The organism is Microbacterium sp. NPDC079356, from assembly GCF_049545465.1.
GTDB classification, from domain to species: Bacteria; Actinomycetota; Actinomycetes; order Actinomycetales; family Microbacteriaceae; genus Microbacterium; species Microbacterium gawkjiense.
In genome coordinates this window covers 125735-148450 of the sequence record NZ_JBMWDN010000001.1, presented here as the reverse complement: position 1 = coordinate 148450, position 22716 = coordinate 125735, and the positions used below count along the sequence as shown (strand labels likewise).

14 protein-coding genes are annotated in these 22716 nt (G+C 72.5%); 10 read left to right on the top strand and 4 right to left on the bottom strand.

Annotated elements, in window-relative coordinates:
• The first annotated feature begins 15 nt into the window (after positions 1-15).
• Together ACPEH0_RS00720 and ACPEH0_RS00715 are read left to right on the top strand one after the other, a co-directional pair.
• Positions 16-1287: a glutamyl-tRNA reductase gene (locus tag ACPEH0_RS00720; protein ID WP_363378193.1), complete on the top strand. Its 1272-nt coding sequence runs from the start codon at positions 16-18 to the stop codon at positions 1285-1287.
• Positions 1284-2297 carry a LacI family DNA-binding transcriptional regulator gene (locus ACPEH0_RS00715; protein WP_359917214.1) on the top strand — a complete coding sequence of 338 codons (1014 nt, stop codon included), beginning with the start codon at positions 1284-1286 and terminating at the stop codon, positions 2295-2297. Before ACPEH0_RS00720 ends, ACPEH0_RS00715 begins: the two co-directional genes overlap by 4 nt.
• On the opposite strand, the gene ACPEH0_RS00710 is transcribed toward ACPEH0_RS00715, so the two are convergent.
• From ACPEH0_RS00710 to ACPEH0_RS00700, 3 genes are read right to left on the bottom strand one after another with little or no spacing between them, the layout of a single operon-like run.
• Positions 2276-3160, bottom strand: a complete 885-nt coding sequence (locus ACPEH0_RS00710) for a TatD family hydrolase (protein WP_366213296.1) — start codon at positions 3158-3160, stop codon at positions 2276-2278. The genes ACPEH0_RS00715 and ACPEH0_RS00710 overlap by 22 nt on opposite strands.
• A complete protein-coding gene (gene metG, locus ACPEH0_RS00705; RefSeq protein ID WP_366213297.1) occupies positions 3157-4725 on the bottom strand; it encodes a methionine--tRNA ligase in 1569 nt (522 codons plus the stop codon). Before metG ends, ACPEH0_RS00710 begins: the two co-directional genes overlap by 4 nt.
• A gap of 51 nt (positions 4726-4776) precedes the next feature.
• Positions 4777-5790 (bottom strand): LacI family DNA-binding transcriptional regulator, encoded by a 1014-nt coding sequence (locus ACPEH0_RS00700; protein WP_366213298.1) that lies wholly within the window; start codon positions 5788-5790, stop codon positions 4777-4779.
• A gap of 185 nt (positions 5791-5975) precedes the next feature.
• On the opposite strand from ACPEH0_RS00700, the gene ACPEH0_RS00695 reads away from it, so the two are divergent.
• The 4 genes from ACPEH0_RS00695 to ACPEH0_RS00680 all read left to right on the top strand — a co-directional run bounded on the left by ACPEH0_RS00695 (position 5976) and on the right by ACPEH0_RS00680 (position 11992).
• Complete coding sequence (locus tag ACPEH0_RS00695; protein WP_366213299.1) at positions 5976-7997, top strand: beta-galactosidase; 2022 nt, start codon at positions 5976-5978, stop codon at positions 7995-7997.
• Positions 7998-8140: 143 nt separating this feature from the next.
• Positions 8141-9385, top strand: a complete 1245-nt coding sequence (locus ACPEH0_RS00690) for a sugar ABC transporter substrate-binding protein (RefSeq protein WP_366213300.1) — start codon at positions 8141-8143, stop codon at positions 9383-9385.
• A gap of 67 nt (positions 9386-9452) precedes the next feature.
• On the top strand, positions 9453-11060 hold the full coding sequence (locus tag ACPEH0_RS00685) for an ABC transporter permease subunit (RefSeq protein WP_366213301.1): 1608 nt from the start codon (positions 9453-9455) through the stop codon (positions 11058-11060).
• Positions 11060-11992, top strand: coding sequence for a sugar ABC transporter permease (locus ACPEH0_RS00680; RefSeq protein ID WP_366213302.1), 933 nt, complete (start codon positions 11060-11062; stop codon positions 11990-11992). Before ACPEH0_RS00685 ends, ACPEH0_RS00680 begins: the two co-directional genes overlap by 1 nt.
• Here the strand turns inward: ACPEH0_RS00680 and rsmI are convergent.
• Positions 11982-12812, bottom strand: a complete 831-nt coding sequence (gene rsmI, locus ACPEH0_RS00675; protein WP_064001703.1) for a 16S rRNA (cytidine(1402)-2'-O)-methyltransferase — start codon at positions 12810-12812, stop codon at positions 11982-11984. The genes ACPEH0_RS00680 and rsmI overlap by 11 nt on opposite strands.
• Before the next feature lie 23 nt (positions 12813-12835).
• Between rsmI and ACPEH0_RS00670 the strand changes: the two genes are divergently transcribed.
• Genes ACPEH0_RS00670 through ACPEH0_RS00655 form a run of 4 tightly spaced genes read left to right on the top strand, consistent with a single transcriptional unit; the run spans position 12836 to position 22697 of the window.
• Complete coding sequence (locus ACPEH0_RS00670; protein ID WP_366213303.1) at positions 12836-14440, top strand: dolichyl-phosphate-mannose--protein mannosyltransferase; 1605 nt, start codon at positions 12836-12838, stop codon at positions 14438-14440.
• Positions 14441-14466: 26 nt separating this feature from the next.
• A complete protein-coding gene (locus ACPEH0_RS00665) occupies positions 14467-15579 on the top strand; it encodes an FHA domain-containing protein (protein WP_363378200.1) in 1113 nt (370 codons plus the stop codon).
• A complete protein-coding gene (locus tag ACPEH0_RS00660) occupies positions 15576-16730 on the top strand; it encodes a serine/threonine-protein kinase (RefSeq protein WP_366213304.1) in 1155 nt (384 codons plus the stop codon). Before ACPEH0_RS00665 ends, ACPEH0_RS00660 begins: the two co-directional genes overlap by 4 nt.
• Positions 16731-22697, top strand: coding sequence for an Ig-like domain-containing protein (locus ACPEH0_RS00655; RefSeq protein WP_366213305.1), 5967 nt, complete (start codon positions 16731-16733; stop codon positions 22695-22697). It begins immediately after the preceding gene.
• The last annotated feature ends 19 nt before the right edge of the window (positions 22698-22716 follow it).

Below are 22716 nucleotides of genomic sequence, written 5' to 3'. Positions count from 1 at the left end.
GGGGTTCTCCGCACCGTGCTCGTCTGCCTGACCGCGCATCAGCGCTCCACGCCGTTCGATTCCCTCGAGCGGCTCTCGACGGTCGGAGACGACCTCGCCGAGCGCCTGTCCGCGGTCCACGAGTCGGTCCGCGGGGCGGTCGTGCTCGCGACCTGCAACCGGTTCGAGGCGTACTTCGACCTCGCCGAGGAGCCCGACCTCGCCTCACCCGTCCCCGCGATGGATGCCGCGATGGAGGCGATCGCCGGCGCCGCCGACATGGACTACCGGTCCCTCCGCGAGAACGTCGACTTCGCCCACGGCAACCAGGTCGCCCACCACCTCTTCACGGTCGCGTCGGGACTCGACTCCGTCGCCGTCGGCGAGGACGAGATCGCCGGGCAGGTGCGACGCGCCCTCGAGGCCGCGCGCGGCCGCGGCCTGACGACCGCGCCGCTCGAGCACCTCTTCCAGCGCGCCACCGAGACCTCCCGCGCCGTCAAGAACACGACGCGGCTCGGTGAGTCCGGGCGTTCGCTCGTCCGTCTCGCTGTCGACCTCGTGAGCCCCCGCGTCGACTGGGCGACCGCCCGCGTCCTCCTCGTGGGCACGGGACGCTACGCCGCGGCGGCCCTCGCCGCCCTGCGAGCGGTCGGGGCCACCGACATCCGCGTGCACTCGCGGTCGGGGCGCCAGAAGTTCGCCAATCGCGAGCACCTCGTCCACGTCGGCGTCGACGATTACGCCGCCGAGGCCGCAGCCGCCGACATCGTCGTCACCTGCACGGCGACGACCGACACCTTCGCCCTCGACGCCTTCTCTCACGCGACCGCCCGCGCCGGGAGCACCCGCGCGCAGGTGATCATCGACCTGGGCCTGCCCCGCAACGTCGACCCCGAGGTGGCGCTGCTGCCCAGCGTCGAACTCCTCGACCTCGAGACCATCCGACTGCACGCCCCCGTCGACGAGGCCGAGACCGTCGGCCAGGCGCGCGAGATCGTCCAGGCCGCCGCCAAGCGGCACGCCGCCGCCCGGCGCGTGCACGAGGTGTCCCCCTCGGTCGTCGACCTCCGCCGGTTCGTGCACGGCGTGCTGGACGAGGAACTCACCCGCGCACGACGGCGCGGCGACTCGGCCGAGGTCGAGACGGCGCTCCGCCACTTCTCGGGCGTGCTGCTGCACCAGCTCATCGCACGCGGCCACACGCTCGCCTCCTCGGGCGCCGGTCCCGAGTGGGCCGAGGCGGTCCGCACCGTGCTGCCCGGGTCGCGCGAGGGCGCCTCACCGGACGAGGGCGAGCAGCCGTGAGCGCGAGCGTCACGCTGAAGGACATCGCGCGCGCCGCAGGCGTGTCGACGGCGGCCATCAGCCAGGCGCTCAACGATCGCGGCAGCATGCGACCCGAGACGCGGGAACGCATCAAGGCCATCGCCGCCGAACTCGGTTACGTCCCCAACCGCCACGCCGCGGCGCTGCGCAGCGGCCGGACGATGACGGTCGGGTTCGTCATGGGCGACGACCCCGACGACGACCGGCGCGGCGAGCTCCAGCGCGCGCGCAAGCTGACCTCGCTCGTCCGGGCCTCCGCGGCCCACGGTTTCACCGTGACCGTCCTCCCCGACTCGACCCCCGACCTCATCGCCGGCACGACGCTCGACGCGCTCTATGTGCCCGATGCGCGCGGCAACCGGGAACTCCTGCTCGCGGCCATCGCACGCGGCATCCCGATCGTCGCGGACGACCAGTTCGTCGACGGATCGCGCGGACTCAGCATCCGCACGGGGTACGACGTTGCCGTCCGGGCGGGACTCGACGAACTCGAACGCGCCGGCGCCCGCCGCATCGCCTTCCTCACCGAGGACGGCGGCGCCCCCCGCGACGAGATCGGACGCGCTGCGTACGAGATCTGGTGTTCGGTCCGCGGCCGCGAGCCGCTGGTGCGCGCCGTCGACGCCTCGCGGCGCACGCTGCCGCGCCTCATCACCGACGTCCTCGCCGACGGTGCGGACGCGATCTTCGCCGGAGCCGAGGACGGGCCCGACGTCTACCTGCAGCTCGAGGAGATGCGCCTCGTCATCCCCCGCGACGTCCAGCTCGTCGCGCTCTGCTCCACCGACTGCGCCGTCAACCGCCGCCTCGGCGTGACGCACGTCTGCATCCGTCCCGACCTCGCGGCCCAGGCGATGTTCGACACGCTCCCCGGCGCTCTGCTCGATGACGGCCCGCGGGTGGTCGACCTGCCGTGGGAACTCGTGCCGGGGTCGACGACGCGCCCGCCGATGGCCGTCGCGCTGCCTCAGTCCGTGAAGGCGCCGTAGACCTCGAGCGTGTTCTGCGCGAGCTGTGCGCACAGTTCCTCGAGGGGCATACCGAGGCCGGCGGCCAGGAACCGCACCGTCACCGGCACGAGGTACGGGGCGTTGGGGCGGCCGCGGTGCGGTGTCGGGGTGAGGAAGGGCGCATCCGTCTCGACGAGGATCCGCTCGCGCGGGGTCACGGCGAGAGCGTCCCGCAGGTTCTGCGCGTTCTTGAACGTGACGTTCCCGGCGAAGCTCAGCCAGTAGCCGCGGTCGGCGCAGTACCGGGCCATGTCGGCATCGCCCGAGAAGCAGTGGAAGACGGTGCGCTCCGGCGCGCCGACCCGCTCGAGGGTCTCGAGGACGGCCTGGTGCGCGTCGCGATCGTGGATCTGCATCGCGATCCCGTGCCGCTTCGCGATGTCGATGTGCGCCTCGAAGCTCGCGACCTGGGCGGGGATCCCGTCCTCGTCGGTCCGGAAGAAGTCGAGACCCGTCTCGCCGACCGCCCGCACGCGCGGCTGCGCGGCGAGCTCGTCGATGACGGCGATCGCCTCGTCCAGCCGCCCGGCGGCCGCGTACGCCGGCGCCTCGTTCGGGTGGATCGCGACGGCGGCCAGCACCGCGGGGTGGGATGCCGCGGCCCACGCCGACCAGCGCGAGGACTCGATGTCGCCCCCCGCCTGCACGACGCCCACGACGCCGACCTCCGCGGCGCGGGCGAGCTGCTCGTCCAGGCCGCGCGGCTCGTCGCCGTCCTCGATCTCGAGGTGCGCGTGGTTGTCGTAGACGGCGACCGGGAGGGGCTCCGGCGCATCCGGCCATCGAACGTCGCGCGCGGACTGCTCGCGCTGGCGGACGTAGGTGCTCGGGTCGTCCGTCATGCGCTCTGCTCGACGCGCGGGAACAGCGGCGCGAGCGTGCCGACGCGGGTACCCGCCGGCAGCTGCCCCCACGTGCCCGCCTCGCGCAGCGGCTGCGCCGTCAGCTCGCCCGGAGCGCCGAGCGCGCCCCAGAGGGTCGCCGTCGACTGCGGCATGACCGGCGAGAGGAGCACCGCGAGCGCGCGGAGCCCCTCGGCGGCCGTGTAGAGCACGGTCGACAGCCGCTCGCGCTTCGCCTCGTCCTTGGCGAGCGCCCACGGCTCGTTCTCGGTGATGTAGCCGTTGAGGTCATCGACGATCCGCCAGATGGCTGCGATCGCCTCGTCGGGACGGAACGCGGTCATCGCGGCGTCCGCGGCGGCCGCGGCATCCGCCACCGTCCGCTGCACCCGGAGGTCGATCTCGGTGGGCTCGCCGGCGGTCGGCACGAGGCCGTCGAAGTACCGGCCGATCATGGCGACGGTGCGCGAGGCGAGGTTGCCGAAGCCGTTCGCGAGCTCGGCCTGATAGCGCGCCGAGAGGTCCTCCCACGAGAACGAGCCGTCCTGGCCGAACGCGATCGCGGAGAGGAAGTAGAACCGGTAGGCGTCGGAACCGAAGACATCGGTGATCTCGGTCGGTGCGATGCCGGTGAGCTTCGACTTCGACATCTTCTCGCCGCCGACGAGCAGCCAGCCGTGGGCGAAGATCCCCTTTGGCACCTCGAGACCGGCGGCCATCAGCATGGCGGGCCAGATGACGGCGTGGAAGCGGAGGATGTCCTTGCCGACCACGTGGTAGGCCGGCCACCGCCGCTCGAACTCCGCCGGGTCGTCGCCGTAGCCGACGGCCGTCGCGTAGTTCAGGAGCGCGTCGACCCACACGTAGATGACGTGCGACTCGTCCCACGGCACCCGGATGCCCCAGTCGAACGCGGACCGCGAGATGGAGAGGTCCTTCAGCCCCGACCGCACGAACGAGACGACCTCGTTGCGGGCGGAATCGGGACGCACGAAGTCGGGCTGGCTCCGGTACAGCTCGAGCAGCCGGTCCTGGAACTCGCTGAGCTTGAAGAAGTAGTTCTTCTCCTGCAGCAGCTCCAACGGCTTCGAGTGGATGGCGCACACCTTGAGGCCCTCGAAGGGACCCGTGCCGTCGACGATCTCGGCCTCGGGCTTGAACTCCTCGCAGCCGACGCAGTACAGCGCCTCGTACTCGCCCGCGTAGATGTAGCCGCTGTCGTAGAGGGCCTGCACGAATTTCTTGACGCGCTCCTCGTGGCGCGGCTGCGTCGTGCGGATGAAGTCGTCGTTGACGACGTCGAGGGTCTTCAGCAGCGGGAACCACGACTCCTCGACGAGCTTGTCGACCCACTCCTGGGGGGTCACCCCGTTGGCCGTCGCGGCGCGGAGCATCTTCTGCCCGTGCTCGTCGGTGCCCGTCAGCATCCAGGTGTCATCGCCTGCCTGCCGGTGCCAGCGCGCGAGGGTGTCCACCGCCACCGACGTGTACCCGTGCCCGATGTGGGGCAGATCGCTCGGGTAGTAGATGGGGGTGGTGATGTAGAAGGAGCCGCCGGAAGTCACCTGGAGATTCTACGGGCGACACGGCGGGCCTCCGCCGATCATGACGGGCGCTCAGGCGCTGGCGCGGGGCACGAGGGTCGTCGGGAGGACGATCGACTCCCCCGCGCCGCCGTCGATGACCTCGAGCAGCACCTCGACCATCCGGCGCGAGATCTCCGTCCACGGCTGGCGCATCGTCGTGAGGGGCGGATCGGTGGTCGCCGCGAGCCCCGAGTCGTCGAAGCCCGCGACCGCGACGTCGTCGGGGACACGCCGGCCCGCCTTGCGCAAGGCGGCGATCGCGCCGACGGCCATGACGTCGGATGCCGCGAAGACCGCGTCGATGTCGGGGGCGCGCTGGAGCAGACGCGTCATGGCGGCCTCCCCGGCGTCGCTGGAGTACACGTCCTGCTCGACGAGCGCGGAGTCGAACCGCTCCCCCATCTCGTCGCGGAATCCGAGGAGGCGGTAGCGTCCGCCGGGGGTGTCGTCGGGGCCGGTGATGATCGCGATCCGCTCGTACCCGCGGTCGAGCAGGTGCCGGGTCATCGCCCGCGCGGAGGCCTCCTCGTCGACCGAGACGGTCGGGACGTGCGCACGGTCGCCGAGGGGCACGCCGGAGCAGACGGTGGGCACGCCCGCGCTCGTGAGGGCGGCCAGCAGCGGGTTGGACTCGTGCGAGGAGATGAGCAGGACGCCGTCGACGTGACCGGCGCGGACGTAGCGCTCGATGTTCGCGTACTGCGAGGGGTGCTCGGCGATGAGGAGCACGAGCGTCATGTCGCGGGCGGCGAGCGCCTCGGTCGCTCCGCGCAGCAGCAGGGCGAAGGTGGGGTCGGCGAACAGGAGGTGCTGAGGCTCGGTCAGGAGGAACGCGACGGAGTTCGCCCGGCCCGTCGCGAGCGCGCGGGCGGCGTGACTGACGGTGTAGCCCGTCGCCTGGATCGCCGCCTCGACCGCGATGCGCGAGGCCTCCGAGACCCACCGGCCGCCGTTGATGACCCGGGAGACGGTGCCGTGCGAGACACCGGCGACCTCGGCGACGTCGCGGATGGTGGGACGTCTGCGCTCGGAGGGGAGGACCACGCGCCGACTCTATACCCGGTGAGGCGCTCGCTCCGTCACGACCTGGGACCGGTCACAGTTCGGTAACGGGGCCGGGGTCGCGCGCGACGGCCGCATAGACTCCGAACGAACCTGTAACCGGTCCCAGACCCAATCCCTGGAGGCCGCGCCGTGACACGCCCGATCGATGAGGATGGCACCCGAGCATGACGAGCCCCGCCTGGCCGCGACTGGAGGGCATCGCCTACGGCGGTGACTACAACCCGGAGCAGTGGCCGCGCGAGGTCTGGAACGAGGACGTGCGCCTCATGCGCGAGGCGGGCGTGAACCTCGTCAGCATCGGGATCTTCTCGTGGGGGCTCCTCGAGATCCGCGAGGGCGAGTTCGACTTCGGGTGGCTCGACGACGTCATCGCCCTGCTCCACGCGAACGGCATCGCCGTCGACCTCGGCACCCCCACCGCCTCTCCCCCGGCCTGGTTCTTCGCGCAGTACCCGGACGCCCGCGCCGTCACGAAGGACGGCGTCCCGCTCGGCTTCGGGGCCCGCGGCATGGTCTCGCACTCCGCTCCCGAGTACCGCGCCGCGATCGCCCGCATCGCCGGCGCCCTCGCCGAGCGGTACGGCGACCACCCGGCCGTCGTCCTGTGGCACATCCACAACGAGTACGGCGTCCCCGTGGGCGAGGACTTCTCCCCTCACGCCGTCCGCACCTGGCGGCGGTGGCTGCAGGAGAAGTACGGCACGATCGCCGGGCTCAACGCCGCCTGGGGCACCGCCTTCTGGGGTCAGCACTACGAGGAGTGGGACCACGTCGGCGCCCCCGCCACCGCACCCTCGACGATCAACCCGGCACAGAAGCTCGACTGGGCCCGCTACACCGACGCGATGCTGCGCGAGTGCTTCCGCATCGAGAAGGACGCGATCCGCCGGCACGCGGCGCAGCCCATCACGACGAACTTCATGGCCAACCAGCACCACGGCGTCGACCTCTGGGCCTGGGCCGACGAGGTCGACATCGTCTCGGACGACCACTACCTGTGGGCCGCCGATGAGGAGGGCGAGATCGGACTCGCGATCGCCGCGGACCTGTCCCGCTCGGTCGGGGGCGGGAAGCCCTGGATCCTCATGGAGCACTCGACGTCGGCCGTCAACTGGCAGCCGCGGAACGTCGCGAAGCGTCCCGGCGAGATGGCCCGCAACTCGCTGAGCCACTTCGGCCGGGGGGCCGACGGCATCCTCTTCTTCCAATGGCGCGCCGGACGATCGGGCGCCGAGAAGTTCCACTCCGCGATGCTCCCCCACGCAGGCGTCGAGTCCCGCGTCTTCCGCGAGGTCGTCGACCTCGGCGCGAAGCTGGGGCGTCTCGCCGAGGTGCAGGGGGCGCGGGTCCACGCCGACGTCGCGGTCCTCTGGGACTTCGAGTCGTTCTGGGCGCAGGACCTGGAGTGGCGCCCGTCCGAGGACGTCAGCCACGACGAACGCATCCGGGCCTTCTACGAGCGGCTGTGGCGCGACGACCTCACGGTCGACTTCGCCCTCCCCGGTCACGACCTCTCGCGCTACCGCCTGGTCGTCGTGCCCTCGCAGTACCTGTTGACCGCCGCGGATGCCGCGAACCTCACCGCCTACGTCGCGCAGGGCGGCACGCTCGTCGTCTCGTTCTTCTCGGCCGTCGTCGACGAGAACGACGCCGTCCACCCGGGCGGGTACGGCGCCGTGCTGCAGGACGCCCTCGGCGTGCGCGTCGAGGAGCACCTGCCGCTGCGCCACGGCGACGTCGCCGGCATCCGCTTCGGGGACGAGGACTTCGCGGCCGACGTCTGGCAGGAGGACCTCGTGCTGGCCGGCGCCGAGGTCCGCGCCGTCTACACCGACGGACCCGCCGAGGGACGCCCGGCGGTCACCCGCCACGGGCACGGCGAGGGCGTGGGCTGGTACATCAGCACACGACCGGATGCCGAGGGCCTCCGCGCCATCATGCGCGAGGTCTACGCCGACGCCGGCATCGCGATCCCCGCCACCCCCGACGGCGTCGAGACGATCCTCCGCCGCGGCGACGCAGCGGACTACCTCGTCGCCATCAACCACGGCACCGACGAGGTGTCGCTCACGACTTCCGGAACCGACCTGCTCACGCAGGCCGAGATCCGGGACACGCTGGTGCTCCCCGGGGGCGACGTCGCCGTCGTCCGTGTGGCGCACACAGCTCCCCGGGGCGATCGATGACCGATCGTCCCGCGACGGGACACCGTCGAACGCACTGAGAGAAAACCCGTCGCGGCCACCCGGCTGCGGCGATCACACACCGGTCGTGACGGCGCGACCTCGCCAGAGGCCCGCCGGATCGACCACATCCGGAAGGAAGATCCATGCGCAAGATGGGTATCGGCCTCGCCGCACTGGCGGCGGGCTCCCTCCTGCTGGCCGGCTGCGCGAGCAGCACCGGCACCGCCCCGGCTCCCGCGGAGTCGGAGGCGCCGATCGACGCGAGCGGTGTCACCCTCACCGTCTGGACCGACGAGAACCGCAAGCCGGCGATCGAGGCGGCGGCGAAGACGTTCGAGGACGAGACCGGCGCGAAGATCGAACTCGTCCAGAAGAACTTCGAGGACATCCGTAACGACTTCACCAACCAGGTCCCCACCGGCGAGGGCCCCGACATCACGATCGGCGCGCACGACTGGCTGGGCAGCCTCGTCCAGGCCGGTGTCGTCTCGACGATCGACCTCGGCGAGTCCGCGGCGAACTTCGAGAAGGTCGCCACCGACGCGTTCACCTACGACGGCCAGACCTACGCACTGCCGTACTCGCTCGAGACGATCGCGCTCATCCAGAACACCGACCTCGTCGGTGAGGACGCCCCGGCGACCTTCGACGACATGATCGCCGCGGGCACCGAGTCGGGCGCCGAGCGTCCGTTCGTCATCAACACGGCGGGCCAGACCGGTGACGCGTACACGATGTACGGCCTGCAGACCTCGTTCGGTGCGCCGGTGTTCGTCCAGGACGACTCGGGCTCGTACACGAGCGAGATCGGCATGGGCGGCGAGGCCGGCACGGCGTTCGCAACCTGGCTCGGCGAGCACGGCGAGAAGGGCTCGGGCGAGATCTCGACCACGATCGACTACGACACCAACAACGAGCTCTTCGCCTCCGGCAAGGCCGCGTACACGATCCAGGGTCCCTGGGCCGTCGAGACGCTGACCGCGCAGGGCGCGAAGATCAAGGTCAACCCGATCCCCTCGGCCGGCGGCGAGACCGCATCGCCGTTCGTGGGCGTGCAGGGCTTCTACATCTCCGCCGAGAGCAAGAACGCCCTCGTCGCGCAGGAGTTCCTGACGAAGTACCTCGCCACGTACGACGCGCAGAAGGCCCTCTACGAGGCCGACCCGCGCATCCCGGCGTGGTCCGAGCTCGCCGAGGAGGTCTCCTCCGACCCCGTGATCGCCGGCTTCGTCGCGTCGTCGCAGAACGGCGTCCCCATGCCGAACATCCCGCAGATGGGTTCGGTCTGGGACCTGTGGAACGCCGCCCAGGTGCAGATCATCAAGGGCGCCGACCCCGCGGGGACGTGGACCAAGATGGTCTCCGACCTCGAGGCGACGATCGGCTGACATCCGTCCGGGGGCGGGGCGCATCACCCCCGCCCCCGGGCACCACTTTCCTCGAGAGGGAGACGACATGACGGCTCTGCAGAGCCCCGCCCCGCCGGAAGAGGCGTCCGCGCCCGCCGAGTCGCACGCCCGGCGCTGGTCCGGTCCCGGCTGGGGCTTCCTGGTCAAGCTGGTCCTGATGGGCCTCATCAACGCGGTGGGCCTGCTCGGCATCATCGCCGCGTTCCAGGCGGAGTCCTGGATCGTGTTCGGCGTCGCGGTCGCGCTGCTGCTCGCCGCCGACGTCGTGTACTTCACCAAGCGCGCGCTGCCGCTGAAGTACCTGCTCCCGGGACTGTCGTTCCTGCTCGTGTTCCAGGTCTTCATCTTCCTGTACACCGGCTACATCGCCTTCACGAACTACGGCGCGGGCCACATCGGCTCGCAGGAGCAGGCGGTCGCCGCCTCCCTCGCCCAGGGCGAGCGCCGTGTCGAGGGCGCGCCCACCCTCCCCCTCACCGTCGTCGAGCGCGGCGGCGAGCTCGGCTTCGCCGTCGTCGAGGACGGCGAGATCCTGGCGGGCTCCGCCGACGAGCCGCTCAGCGCGGTCGGCCCCGCCCCCGCCTCCGGCGCCGCGACCCAGGTGCCCGGCTGGAACGTCGTCCCGCGCAACCAGATCATCGGCGACCAGGCGACGCAGCAGGCGGTCGTCGACCTCCGCGTCCCCGTGTCCGACGACCCGAACGACGGGTCGATCCGCACACGCGACGGGTCGAGCGGCGCGGTGTACCTGTCGACGATGACGTGGGATGCCGAAGCGCAGACCATCACCGACAGCGCGACCGGCCTCGTCTACCACGCGACCCCCACCGGCAACTTCGTCGCCGACGACGGGACCGCCCTCCCGACCGGGTGGGTCGTGAACGTCGGGTTCGCGAACTTCGTCGAGCTGTTCACCAACCCGGCGATCCTGGAACCCCTGGGCCTCGTGACGGGGTGGACCTTCGCCTGGGCGGTCCTGTCGGTGCTCATCCCGTTCGCGATGGGCCTCGTCTTCGCCCTGATCTTCAACGATCCGCGGGTGCGGGGGCGGAAGGTCCTGCGGACGCTGTTCATCCTCCCGTACGCGTTCCCCGCCTTCATGTCCGCGCTGCTGTTCCGCGGCATGTTCAACGCGGAGTTCGGCGTCATCAACGAGTTCTTCTTCGGCGGCCAGAACATCGACTGGCTCGGCGACCCGTGGCTCGCCCGCGCCGCCGTGCTCTTCGTCAACGTCTGGCTGACCTACCCGTATTACTTCCTGGTGTGCACGGGTGCGCTGCAGGCGCTGCCGCAGGACGCGCTCGAAGCGGCCTCGATCGACGGCGCCGGCCGGTTCCGCCAGCTGCGCGCGATCATCCTGCCGCTCGTGCTCGTCTCGACGGCGCCGCTGCTGATCTCGTCCTTCGCGTTCAGTTTCAACAACTTCACGATCATCTACATGTTCAACAACGGCGGGCCGGCGATCCCCGGCGCACCGTACGCACTCGGCTACACCGACATCCTCATCTCCGCGATCTACGACATCTCCGGAGTCTCCGGCGGCGCGGCCGACTACGGCCTCGCGAGCGCCCTGTCGATCCTCGTGTTCCTCGTCGTGGGCGTCGTGTCGGCCCTCGCGTTCCGTCAGACCAAGAAGCTCGAGGAGTACCAGTGATGTCCGCTCCCTCCACCGCCGCCACCACCGCGGCGATCACGACCGGGTCCGCTCGCTCCGCCCATCCCGCCGCGCGGCGCCCCGGTCAGCGCAAGCGCTGGGTGCTCGAGGTCGGCTGGAAGTACCTCGTGGCCGCCGGCATCCTCTTCTACGCGATGTTCCCGCTCGTCTACGTCCTGTCGGCGTCGTTCAACCCGAACGGCACCCTCTCGGCGGCCAACGCGCTCTTCTCGGTCGTCGACATCGGCAACTACACGGCGCTCGGCGGCACGAGCTACTGGGCCTGGTACGGCAACACCCTGCTCGTGGGCGGCGCGTCCGCGGCGGGAGCCGTCCTCATGGGCGCGGCGGCGGCGTACGCGTTCTCACGGTTCCGCTTCGCGGGGCGGCGGGTGAGCCTGACGGCGCTGCTCATCGTGCAGATGTTCCCGCAGGCGCTCGCGTTCGTCGCGATCTTCCTCATGCTGCTGACCCTCGGCGAGGTGTTCCCGGTGCTCGGGCTCAACTCCAAGCTCTCCCTCATCTGCGTCTACCTCGGCGGCGCGCTGGGCGTGAACACGTTCCTCATGTACGGGTTCTTCAACACGATCCCGATGGAGATCGACGAGTCGGCGAAGATCGACGGCGCGACGCACGCGCAGATCTTCTGGCGCCTCATCATGCCGCTGGTGACTCCGATCCTCGCGGTCGTGGGGCTCCTCGCCTTCATCGCGGCGTTCGGCGACTACATCATCGCGAAGATCGTGCTCGTCTCGGAGGACAACTGGACACTCGCCGTCGGCATGTTCCAGTGGGTGTCGAACCAGCTCGCCAGCAACTGGGGACTGTTCGCCGCGGGGGCGATCCTCGCCTCGGTGCCGGTGCTCGCCCTGTTCCTGTCGCTGCAGCGCTACATCGTCGGCGGGCTGACCGCCGGGTCCGTCAAGGGCTGAGCGGCTTCTTCGCCGCGACGGCGGCCCGGTAGAGGTCTCGCGAGGGAAGTCCCGTCTCGCGCGAGACCTCGCCGGCGGCATCCTTCAACCGGATGCCGGAGGCCACGAGCGCCTGCACCTGGGCGAGTGCGTCGTCCTCGCTGACCGCGCGGACGCTCGCCCCCTCGACGACGACGACGATCTCGCCGCGGACGCCGGCGGCGGCCCACTCCGCCAGCTCACCGAGCGGACCGCGCACGACCTCCTCGTGCAGCTTCGTCAGCTCGCGGCAGACGGCGGCGCGACGGTCCGCGCCGAACGCCTCCGCCATCGCGGCGAGCGTGTCGGCCAGGCGGGACGGCGCCTCGAAGAAGACCATCGTGCGGGCCTCGGAGGCGAGCGCACCGAAGACCGTCCGCCGCTCCCCCGCCTTGCGCGGGGCGAACCCCTCGAACGTGAACCGGTCGGTCGGCAGCCCCGCGAGGGCGAGCGCCGTGATGACCGCGCTGGGACCGGGGAGCGCCGTCACATCGACGCCCTGCTCGACCGCCGCCGCCACGACCGCGTACCCGGGGTCGCTGACCGTCGGCATGCCGGCGTCGCTGAGCAGCAGGACGTCCTCGTCGGCGGCGAGTGCGACGAGTTCCGCGGCGCGCTGCTTCTCGTTGTGGTCGTGCAGGGCCACCAGGCGGGGGCGGTTGGCGATCCCGAGCGCCTGCAGCAGGCGCTGCGTCGTCCGGGTGTCCTCGGCGGCGACGATCGTCGCCTCCTCGAGGGCGGTGCGCAGCCGCCCCGTCGCGTCGCCCAGGTTGCCGATGGGGGTCGCGGCGAGGATCAGCACCGCCCCAGCATAGGCTGGTCGCCGTGAGCTCGACCGCGGAACCGCTCCTGCCCGCGATCCCCGCGCGGCAGCGGTTCGGCGTCCGTCTCGACGATGCCCGGCGGCGACTCGCGGCCGACGTGATGCTCCGTCGCCGACTGGCGTGGCTCGCCCCGCTGGCGGTCACCCTGCTCGCCGGCATCCTGCGCTTCTGGAACCTCGCCCACCCGCACGCGATCGTCTTCGACGAGACGTACTACGTGAAGGATGCCTGGAGTCAGTGGAACCTCGGGTACGCGGCCACCTGGCCAGACGGCGCCGACGCCCGGTTCACGGACGGCGAGACGGACATCTTCCTCGACGCGCCGAGCTTCGTCGTCCATCCCCCCCTCGGCAAATTCCTCATCGGGGCGGGGATGGCCCTGTTCGGCCCGACCTCATCGTTCGGGTGGCGGTTCGCCGTCGCCGTGGCCGGCACCCTCGCCGTCCTCGTCCTCTACCTCATCGCCTGGCAGCTGACCCGCTCGGTGCTCTTCAGCTCGGTCGCGGGCGGCCTGATGGCGATCGACGGGCTCGCGATCGTGATGAGCCGGGTGGCGATCCTCGACATCCTCCTCACCTTCTTCGTGCTGCTCTCGGTCTGGTTCGTGCTGATCGACCGCCGGCGTCACCTCGACCGGCTCGCCGAGGCGATGCGACGACGGGATGCCGCGGGCCGGGCCGCGTGGTGGGGCGCCGTACGGTGGGGGCGGCCGTGGCTGTTCGCCGCGGGGATCGCCGGCGGCGCGGCGTGCGGCGTCAAGTGGTCGGGCGCGTGGGTGCTGGCGGCGCTCGGACTCTACGTCGTCGTGAGCGACGCGCTGGCGCGGCGACGGCTCGGCATCCACTTCTGGCCGGCGGATGCCGTGCGGCAGGGAGCCGCGGCCTTCGTGATCCTCGTGCCGGTGGCGGTCCTCGTCTACCTCGCCTCGTGGACCACGTGGCTCACGACCGACGGCGGCTACGAGCGGCACGCCGTCGACGCGAACCCGGCCCGTGGGTTCTGGTCGTGGGTGCCGCTGCCGCTGCAGAACCTCTGGCACTACCACCGGACGATCTACACGGCGACGGCGGAGATCACCTCGTCGCACCCCTACGCGAGTCCGGCGTGGCAGTGGCCCCTGCTGCTGCGGCCGACGTCGATGTACGCGAACAGCACGGCCGACGGCGTCGCCGGGTGCGCGAGTGCACGCGGCTGCATCGAGATCCTCTACTCGATGCCGAACCCGCTGCTGTGGTGGCTCGGGGTGCTCGCCGTGCTGTGGCTCGCCGTGCACGGCGTCCGCACGCGCGACTGGCGCGCGGGGATCGTCCTCGTCGCCGTCGCTGCGACGTACGTGCCGTGGCTGTTCTACCCGAGCCGGACGATCTTCCAGTTCTACACGGTGCTGATCCTCCCCTTCCTGATCCTCGCGCTCGCCTTCGCGCTGCGGGAGATCGCCGGGTCGCCGCAGGCCGACCCCGACCGGCGGGCGGTCGGGCGCCGCACGGTGCTCGTCATCCTCGGCGTCATCGTCGCGGTCTCGGCGTTCTGGTACCCGCTGTGGTCGGCGATGCGCATCCCGTACGAGTTCTACTGGGTGCACAACTGGTTGCCGGGATGGGTCTGAGCACCACCCGTCAGTAGGCTGGGGGCGTGTTCCGCTACCCCACCCCGACGCTCGCCGCCGAGGCGGGGTACGCCATCGCGGGCGACCGCTTCGCGATCCTGCTCGGTTCCGGTGTCGCCGAGGGCGTCATCGCCCGGCTGTGGAACGCCGCCGCCGCCGACACCGCCGTCCTCGAGGACGTGCTGAGCGTGCTCGTCGCGGGCGGCATCCACGACCTGCCCGACTTCGCCGTCGCGGAGTTCCCCGACGACGGCGCGGATGCGGTGCGCGTCGCCGTGCGCGGTGCCGCGATCGTCGAGACCTCCGACCGCACGCGCGTCTCGGGCGCCGATGCGCGCACGTGGATCGAGACGGCGCTGGCGGGGGCCGTCGGCATCCGTCTGGCGCTCGGATCCGGACGCACCGGCGGCGACCTGCTGCCCCTGGGTCTCGGCGTCACGCGCGCCGACGAGCTGTCGTGGGGACGCCCCTTCCCCGCCGGGCGCGAGCCCGATGCCGACGTGACCCCGGCCGCCGCGGGCGAGGCGCCCCGCGGGACGGCGGCGCCCGTGACGGTCGCGATCCCGACCGTCGACCCCGCCGCGCCCGCCCCCCACGCCGCACCCGCGCGCGGCGAGGAGATCGACGTCCTGCAGACGATCTCGGTCGACCGCAGCCTGTTCGCGCGTCCGTTCGACGACGACGAGGAGTTGGAGCTCCCCGACTTCCTCCGCGAGGACGAGCGGCCGGCCGCCGTCGCCGACGCGCCCGACGACCGGACGCTGTTCGGGTCGCGACGCGGATCCGCTGCGACGGCGTACGCGCTGCGACTGCCGGGAGGGCGCAGCGTGCCGCTCGACCGTCCCGTCGTGCTCGGCCGCAGCCCGCGACCCGCACGCCACCCGGGTGCCCGGATCGAACCGGTACCCTCGCCGCGTAAGGAGATCTCGGGGACGCACCTCGAAGCGGTCCTGGACGGCGACACGCTCGTGGTGCGCGACCTGGACTCGACGAACGGCACGATCGTCCGGCCGCCGACGGGCGCTGCGGCGCTCCTGCGCGGCGGGGCGGCGTCGCGGGTGCCCCTCGGGACCGAACTCGACCTGGGTGACGGCGTGACGGCCGTGTTCGACACCGCCGGACCGCTGACGGCGGGATGACGCACGGCGTGTCCAGCAGGCTCCCCTCCACCCCGCCCGGACTGTCGGGCTTCACCTACGTGCGGCCGCTCGGCGCGGGCGGCTTCGCGGACGTGTTCCTGTTCGAGCAGAACCTGCCCCGCCGTCCCGTCGCCGTGAAGGTGCTGCTGGAGGACATCGTCGACGAGAACGTGCTGCGCATGTTCAACGCCGAGGCCGACGTCATGGCCCGCCTGAGCGCGCACCCCTCGATCCTCACGATCCACGAGGCCTCCGTCTCGGCCGACGGCCGTCCCTACCTCGTCATGGAGTACTGCCCCACGTCGCTGACCCACCGGTACCGCCGCGAGGAGATCCCCGTCGCGGAGGTGCTGCAGCTCGGCGTGAAGATCGGGTCGGCCCTCGAGACCGCCCACCGGGCGGGCCTGCTGCACCGCGACATCAAGCCCTCCAACATCCTCGTGACGGCGTTCGGGTCCCCCGTGCTCTCCGACTTCGGCATCGCGGCCGCCGTCGAGGGCAGGCCCGACACCGAGGAGGTCTTCGCGATGTCGGTGCCGTGGTCGGCGCCCGAGGTCGTCGACGAGCGGGTCTCCGGCTCCATCGCCGCGGAGGTGTGGAGTCTCGGGGCGACGGTCTACTCGCTCCTGGCCGGCCGCAGCCCCTTCGAGCGTCCCGGCCGCGGGCAGAACACCCGGGAGCAGTTGAAGGCCCGCATCCGCAAGGCGGTCTACACGCCGGTGAGCCGCGCCGACATGCCGCCCGAGCTCGACGCCGTCCTCGCGCGCGCCCTCAGCCGCGACCCCGCCGCGCGCCACCCCTCGGCGGCGGCCTTCGCGCACGACCTGCAGATGATCCAGCACCGGATGGGGCTCCCGCACACCCCGCTCGAGGTCGCCGTCGACGAGTGGGCGTCCGCGGGCGCCCACGTGGATTTCGCCGACGACCGTCCCCGCGGTCCCGTGCGGCCGACCGTCGCCCACGCGTCCGCGCGTCCCGAGCGCCGACGCGCCGCCTCGCCGCGACGCCCGGACGAGGGCACGGTGCTCGCGGGCGCCGAATCGGCCCCGCGGATGCGCCGCGGAACCGTCGTCGCCCTGGCGATCGGCGGGATCGTGCTGGCCGGCGCCGGCGCCGGGGTGACCTTCCTCCTCCTCGGCGGGGCGGGCTGAATGTCCTCACCCCAGCCCGACCGGCCTCGCGTGCGCCGATCGACGTGGATCGGCGCCGGTGCGGTCGCCGCGATCGTCGCGGTGGTCGGCACGCTCGCCGTCGTGTGGCCCGGCTACGACGCCCAGCAGACGCCCGTCGAGGACCCGACGGTCTGGGCGCTCCAGACCGGCGCCGGCAGCGGCTACGCCCGGGTGAACCTCGACCTCGCCGAGGTCGACACCGTCAAACAGGTCGTCAACGGCACCCAGGTCGCGCAGACCGCCGACCGGTTGTTCGTCTTCAGCGAGGGCGGCTCGGCGTTCGCCGACGTCGATCTCGCTCAGCCCGCCGACCTGACCGGTGAGGACGAGGACGCCTCCTCGCCGACACCCGCCGGCACAGTCGAGATCGTCTCCGCGGGCGACGCCCTCGTCTACCGCACGGAGGGCGGCGGCGTGTTCGGGGCGACGCTGTCGGGAGGCGGCGCCGCCTCGCCGATCGACCCGTACGCCGAGGTGGAACGAGAGCCCGGCGAGCAGGCGCCGCGCTTCGCGGCATCCGCCGTCGCGGTCGACGCCGACGGTGTCGTCTACGCCTACTCGGCGGCCGAGAGCGTGGTCGTGCGCGCCGAGGCGGCGACCGGTCGCATCCTGGGGCAGGACCCGACCCCGATCTCGCCCGTCGACGCACAGGTGAGCGCCGTCGACGGCCGCTGGGTGCTGTACGACGTCGCGACCGGCGAGGTCGCCGTGCAAGACCGCGACGACCTCGCCGACACGACGCCCGTGAGCGGCGCGGTGCTGCAGCGCGCCGCGACCTCGGGGGACGCCGTCGTCATCGCCGACCCCGGCGGCGTCACGCGGATCCCCCTCGGCGCGGGCGATCCCGAGCGCGTGCTGGACTCCCCCGGCCTCGGCACGCCGGCCGTCCCCGTGGCCTCGGACGGCGTCGTGCACGCCGCGTGGCTCGGAGACGGCGCCGGCGGCGGCACGCTGTGGTCGAGCAGCCGTCCGGCCGAGACGACGCCGCTCGACTACGCCGGCGCGGACATCGGCGACGGGGTCGACCCGGTCTTCATCGGCAACGGCTCGCGCCTGGCCCTGAACGATCGCGGCTCCGGCTGGGTGTGGCGTCTGCCCGACGGCGCGCTCATCCCGTCGTCTCAGCAGTGGCGGGTCGAGGACACCAGCGAGGCCGCGCCGCAGAACGACGATCCCGTCGAGCGGGTGCTCGACCCGAAACCCCCCGTCGCCGTCGACGACGCGTTCGGGGTGCGCGCCGGCTCGGTCGCTCTGCTCCCCGTCCTGCTGAACGATCACGACCCCAACGAGGACGTCCTCAGCATCGACGTCGGCGCCATCGAGGGGGTCGACGCGGCGTTCGGCTCCGTCGCCGTCACCGGCGCCGAGCAGCAGCTGGCGTTCCGCGTCGCGCCCGAGGCGACCGGGACCACGAGCTTCCGCTACCGCGTCACCGACGGCACGACCGCCGGCGGTCGGCTCTCCGAGTACGCGACCGTCACCCTGCGGGTCGTCGCGGAGGAGGACAACGCGGCGCCTGTCTGGTGCGGGGTGGAAGGATGCCTCGCCACCTGGCCCGCCCCGTCCGTGGCTCCCGGCGGCACGGTGTCGGCCGACCTGCTGCGCGGCTGGGTCGACCCCGACGGCGACCCCGTCTACCTCGCCGGGATCGAGGGCGCCCCCTCGGTCGGGACGGCCACGACCTCGCCCGAGGGCGAGTTCACCTACCAGCATCCCGATCCGAGTGCGACGGAGGCCGCCAGCATCCCCGTGTCGGTCGTCGTCTCGGACGCGCGCGGCGCGACGACGACGCAGGCCGTCACGATCCGCGTGACCCCGGCACCCGAGCTGCGCGCAGAGTCGTTCGCGGCGACGGGTGTCGTGGGCGAGCCGCTCGACATCGACCTCTCCCCCCACGTGAGCGGCGCCTCGGGCGCGCTGACGATCGGCTCGCTCGTCGCCCTCGACACCGCGCGCACGACCGTGACCCCGAACGCGTCGGCGTTGCGGATGACCTTCGACGCCCGCGAGGCGGGGTCCTACGTCGTCCAGTACTCCGTCCGCGACGGCGCGGGCGAAGCCTCCGCCCTGGCTCGCATCACGGTCCGCGACCCCGACGACACCGTCGTGACGACGCCCCCGTTGACGGCGTTCGTCCGCCCGGGCGAGGACACCACGATCGACGTGGCGTCGGCGGCATCCAATCCCGCCGGCGTCGTCCTGCTGCTCGAGGACATCCGCCCCGACAGCGACCCGACCGCCGCGCTCAGCGTCGACCTCGTCGGCCAGAGCCTGCTGCGGGTGAGCGGCACGACCGACGACGGCGGCCCGGGCCGCCTCGGCGTCGTGCGCTACGGGCTCACCGACGGCCGCGACGGCGGCGCTCCCCTGGCCGAGGGCGAGGTCACCGTCATCCTGCTGCCGGCGGGATCCGCCGAACCGCCCATCGCCGTCGACGACACGGTGACGGTGCGCGGCGGCACGCAGATCGACATCCCGGTGCTGGAGAACGACCACGCCCCCGCCGGCGCGCTCATCGCGATCGATCCGTCGTCGATCGTGAACGAGACCGGCGGCGGACTCGCCTTCGCCTCGGGGCGGATGCTGCGCTACCTGGCGCCCCGCGAGGCGGGCACCTACGCGCTGACCTACACGATCTACCGCCTCGGCTTCCCCGAGGTGGTCGACACCGCCCGGGTCACGGTGACGGTCACCGGCGGCGACGACAACCGCGACCCCGTCCCCCGCACCCTCGAGGGAAGGGTCGTCGCGGGCCAATCGGTCGCGATCGCGTTCGACCGGTACGGGGTCGACCCCGACGGCGACGACGTCGCGCTCGACGCCATCACGACCCAGCCCGCCGAAGGCTCGGCGACGATCTCGGCCGACGGCCGGTCGATCGTCTACACGAGCCGCGACGGCGCCGCGGGGCAGGTGCGGTTCCAGTACCGGGTGAAGGATGCCCGGGGTCGCACGGGTACCGGCGAGGTGCGCATCGGGGTCATCGCCCAGCAGAGCGACCCGAGCCCCGTCACGTTCAGCGACTACGTCCAGGTGCAGGCCGGAGCCGCCAGCACCGTCGTCATCCGCCCGGCCGACAACGACGTGGACCCGTTCGGGAGCACGCTCGACCTGACCGGCGTCACGCCGAACGCGCCCGAGGACAGTCCCGAGTACGCCGCGCTGGCCGAGCGCATCGCGGTCGCCGACGACGGCGCCGTGACCGTCGTGGCGGGGACGGCCCTCGGAACCTTCTCGTACTCGTACGAGGTGTCCAACGCCGACGGCGACACCGCGATCGGGCTGCTCGTGGTGAAGGTCGTCCGCGACCCCGTCCCCGATCATCCCGTGATCTCCGACACCGTCCTCTCGATCGAGGACCGCGACGGTTTCACCCGTGGCGTCGACGTCCTGAGCGGCCGGGTCGCCTGGAATGCGGGAGACCCGTCGGGACTGTCGCTGCGGCTGTGGGGCGAGCAGCGGGACCTCCGCGTGTCGGGCTGGCGGATCTCGGGGCCGCTCCCCGAGCGCACCCGGCTGATCCCCTTCACCGTCACGGGGACCGCGTACGACGGCACCGAGGTCACGACGTACGGCTTCCTGCGGGTGCCCGGGACGGACGACATCCGGGTGGCCCTGCGCGCGGACGTCGACCCGCTGCGCGTGCGCGAGGGCGAGAGCGTCGATACGGACGTCGCCGACCTCGTGGCGCTGCCGGCCGACGCCGTCCTCGTCGTGGACGCCGACGGCACGAAGGCCGGTGGGGCGCGCGCGGACGCCTCCTGCCGCGTCGTGTCGGGCACCGTCGTGCGGTATACGGCCGGGCGCGGCGCACCCTGGCGGGATTCCTGCATCGTGGCGGCCCGCGTGGCCGGCCAGGACCAGCCGACGTATCTCACGATCCCCGTCGAGGTCGAGGCGGAGATCCCGCAGCCGTCGCTGCGCAGCGCCTCGCTCGCCGTCCGTCCCGGCCAGACCCAGGCGTACGACCTCACCCGGATGGTGCGGTGGGCGGGCGTCGCCGACGAGGACGCCCTCGTCTTCGACGTCGCCTACCGCGGGGACCAGTTCGAGGTGGCCGCCGACGGCGCCGTCGTCTCGGTGACGGCCCTCGACGAGGCGCGTCCCGGCCGCGAGGAGCAGGTGCGGGTCTCGCTCCCGAGCCACCCCGACGCGAGCCCCGCGAGCCTCGTGCTCACCGTCGGCCCGTCCCCCTCGGCGCTCCCGCGCGGCGGATCGGCGGTGCAGACCTGCTCGCAGTCCGACGGGCGCTCCTCGTGCACGATCGAGGTGATCGGCGCCGACGGCGAGGTGAACCCGCTCCCGGGCACGCCCCTGCGCGTGGTCGCGGCGTCGAGCGCCGGCAACTGCGACGGGGTGAGCTTCGCTCCCGCGGGCGACCGCGCGGTGCGGGCGAGCTGGCGATCGGATGCCGAGGGGGCGGCGCGCTGCGCCGGGACCTTCGTCGTCGAGGACGCCCAGGGCCGCCAGTCCAGCGGCGATCGCAACGGGTCGGTCGTGCTCGACCTGCGGGGACTGCCCGCCGACCCCACCCGACTGGAATGGACCGCCTACACGGCGGATTCGGTGACCCTGCGGGTGACCTCGGATGCCGCCTCCTACCCGGCCGTCGAGGGGTACCGGATCACGACGGGCGGCCGCGACGTCGCCTCGTGCCCGGCCTCGGGCAGGTGCGAGCCCATCGCCGCGCCCGTGGGCGAGCAGCGGGTCTACGAGGTCCGGGCGGTCAACGCCGTGGGCACCTCCCGCGGGACGGCCCGCACCGAAGCGTGGTCGTACCGCCCCCCGGCGCGGCCGACCGGAGCGAGCTTCGACCCCGTGCCGAACGGCCGCGACGGCGGACGCGCGACCGTCACGATCACGGGGCTCGACGACACGACCGGGAGCGTGCGACTGCAGGGCGGCGTCGCCGGCAGCGCCACCCAGCCGGTGCGGGACGGCACGGCGGTCTTCACGGACTACCGCATCGGCTCGAACGAGGCGCAGACCCTGACGGCGACCCCGCTCACGGAGTTCGAACTGCCCCGCGTCGCCGGCGGGTCGAGCGAGGGGCGCTCCCTCGACCTGCGCGCCCACGGGGTCGGAGCCCCGACCGTGACCCTCACCCAGACGACGACCTCCGACTCCATGACCGTCACGGCGCAGGTCACCGCCGAGGGCGACGGCACCGAGCCGCTGTTCGGGTTCAGCGACGAGTCGGCCGCGGCCTGCACCCCCGACAGCCGCGAGTCCCGCCGGACCTTCCCGGCGGAGCCCTTCCGCTCCAAGACGGTCTACGCCTGCGTCACGAGCACGTATCAGGGCCGCGACGGCTTCGGGGTGACCACGGGCGAGATCACCGCCCGACCGACGGGAAACGTCAGCGCACCGGGTGAGCTCACCTACACCGTGTCGCCCACCCCGACCGGCGACCAGAGGTCGGGGTTCACCTATGCGGCGAGCGCCCACAGCGATCCGGGCGCGCCGCCGTTCGAGGACGCGCGCCTGCGGTACCTCCGCAACGGGCAGGTGGTCGACGCGTTCGCCCCGCGTCTGAACGAGCCCGGCGACCGGTGGACCGCGCAGTGGTGCGACACGTTCGTCGGCATCGAGGTCGAATGCTCCGACCCGACCCCCATCGTGCCCGCCCGCGGCAGCGCCGACTGGCCCGTGTTCGTCGCCACGAGCGACCTGCCGTCGTGCCGGTCCGACGAGGACACCCCGGACTGGTTCCCGAGCGGCATCGGCGGAGACGTGGCATCCGTCCGCAAGGATGTCACCGAGGGGGAATCCGGAGTGCAGCGGGTGGAGTACACGATCGTGTGGTCCGGAGCGCTCCGCGAACTCGATTCCGTGAGCGTCGGCGTGGACTGCGAGCAGATCCCGCCGCCCGCCGAACCTCCCCCCACGGACCCGGATCCCACCGACCCCACCGAAACCACGCCGCCGGGCACGGAGGGACCATGACCTCCCCCGCCACGCGACC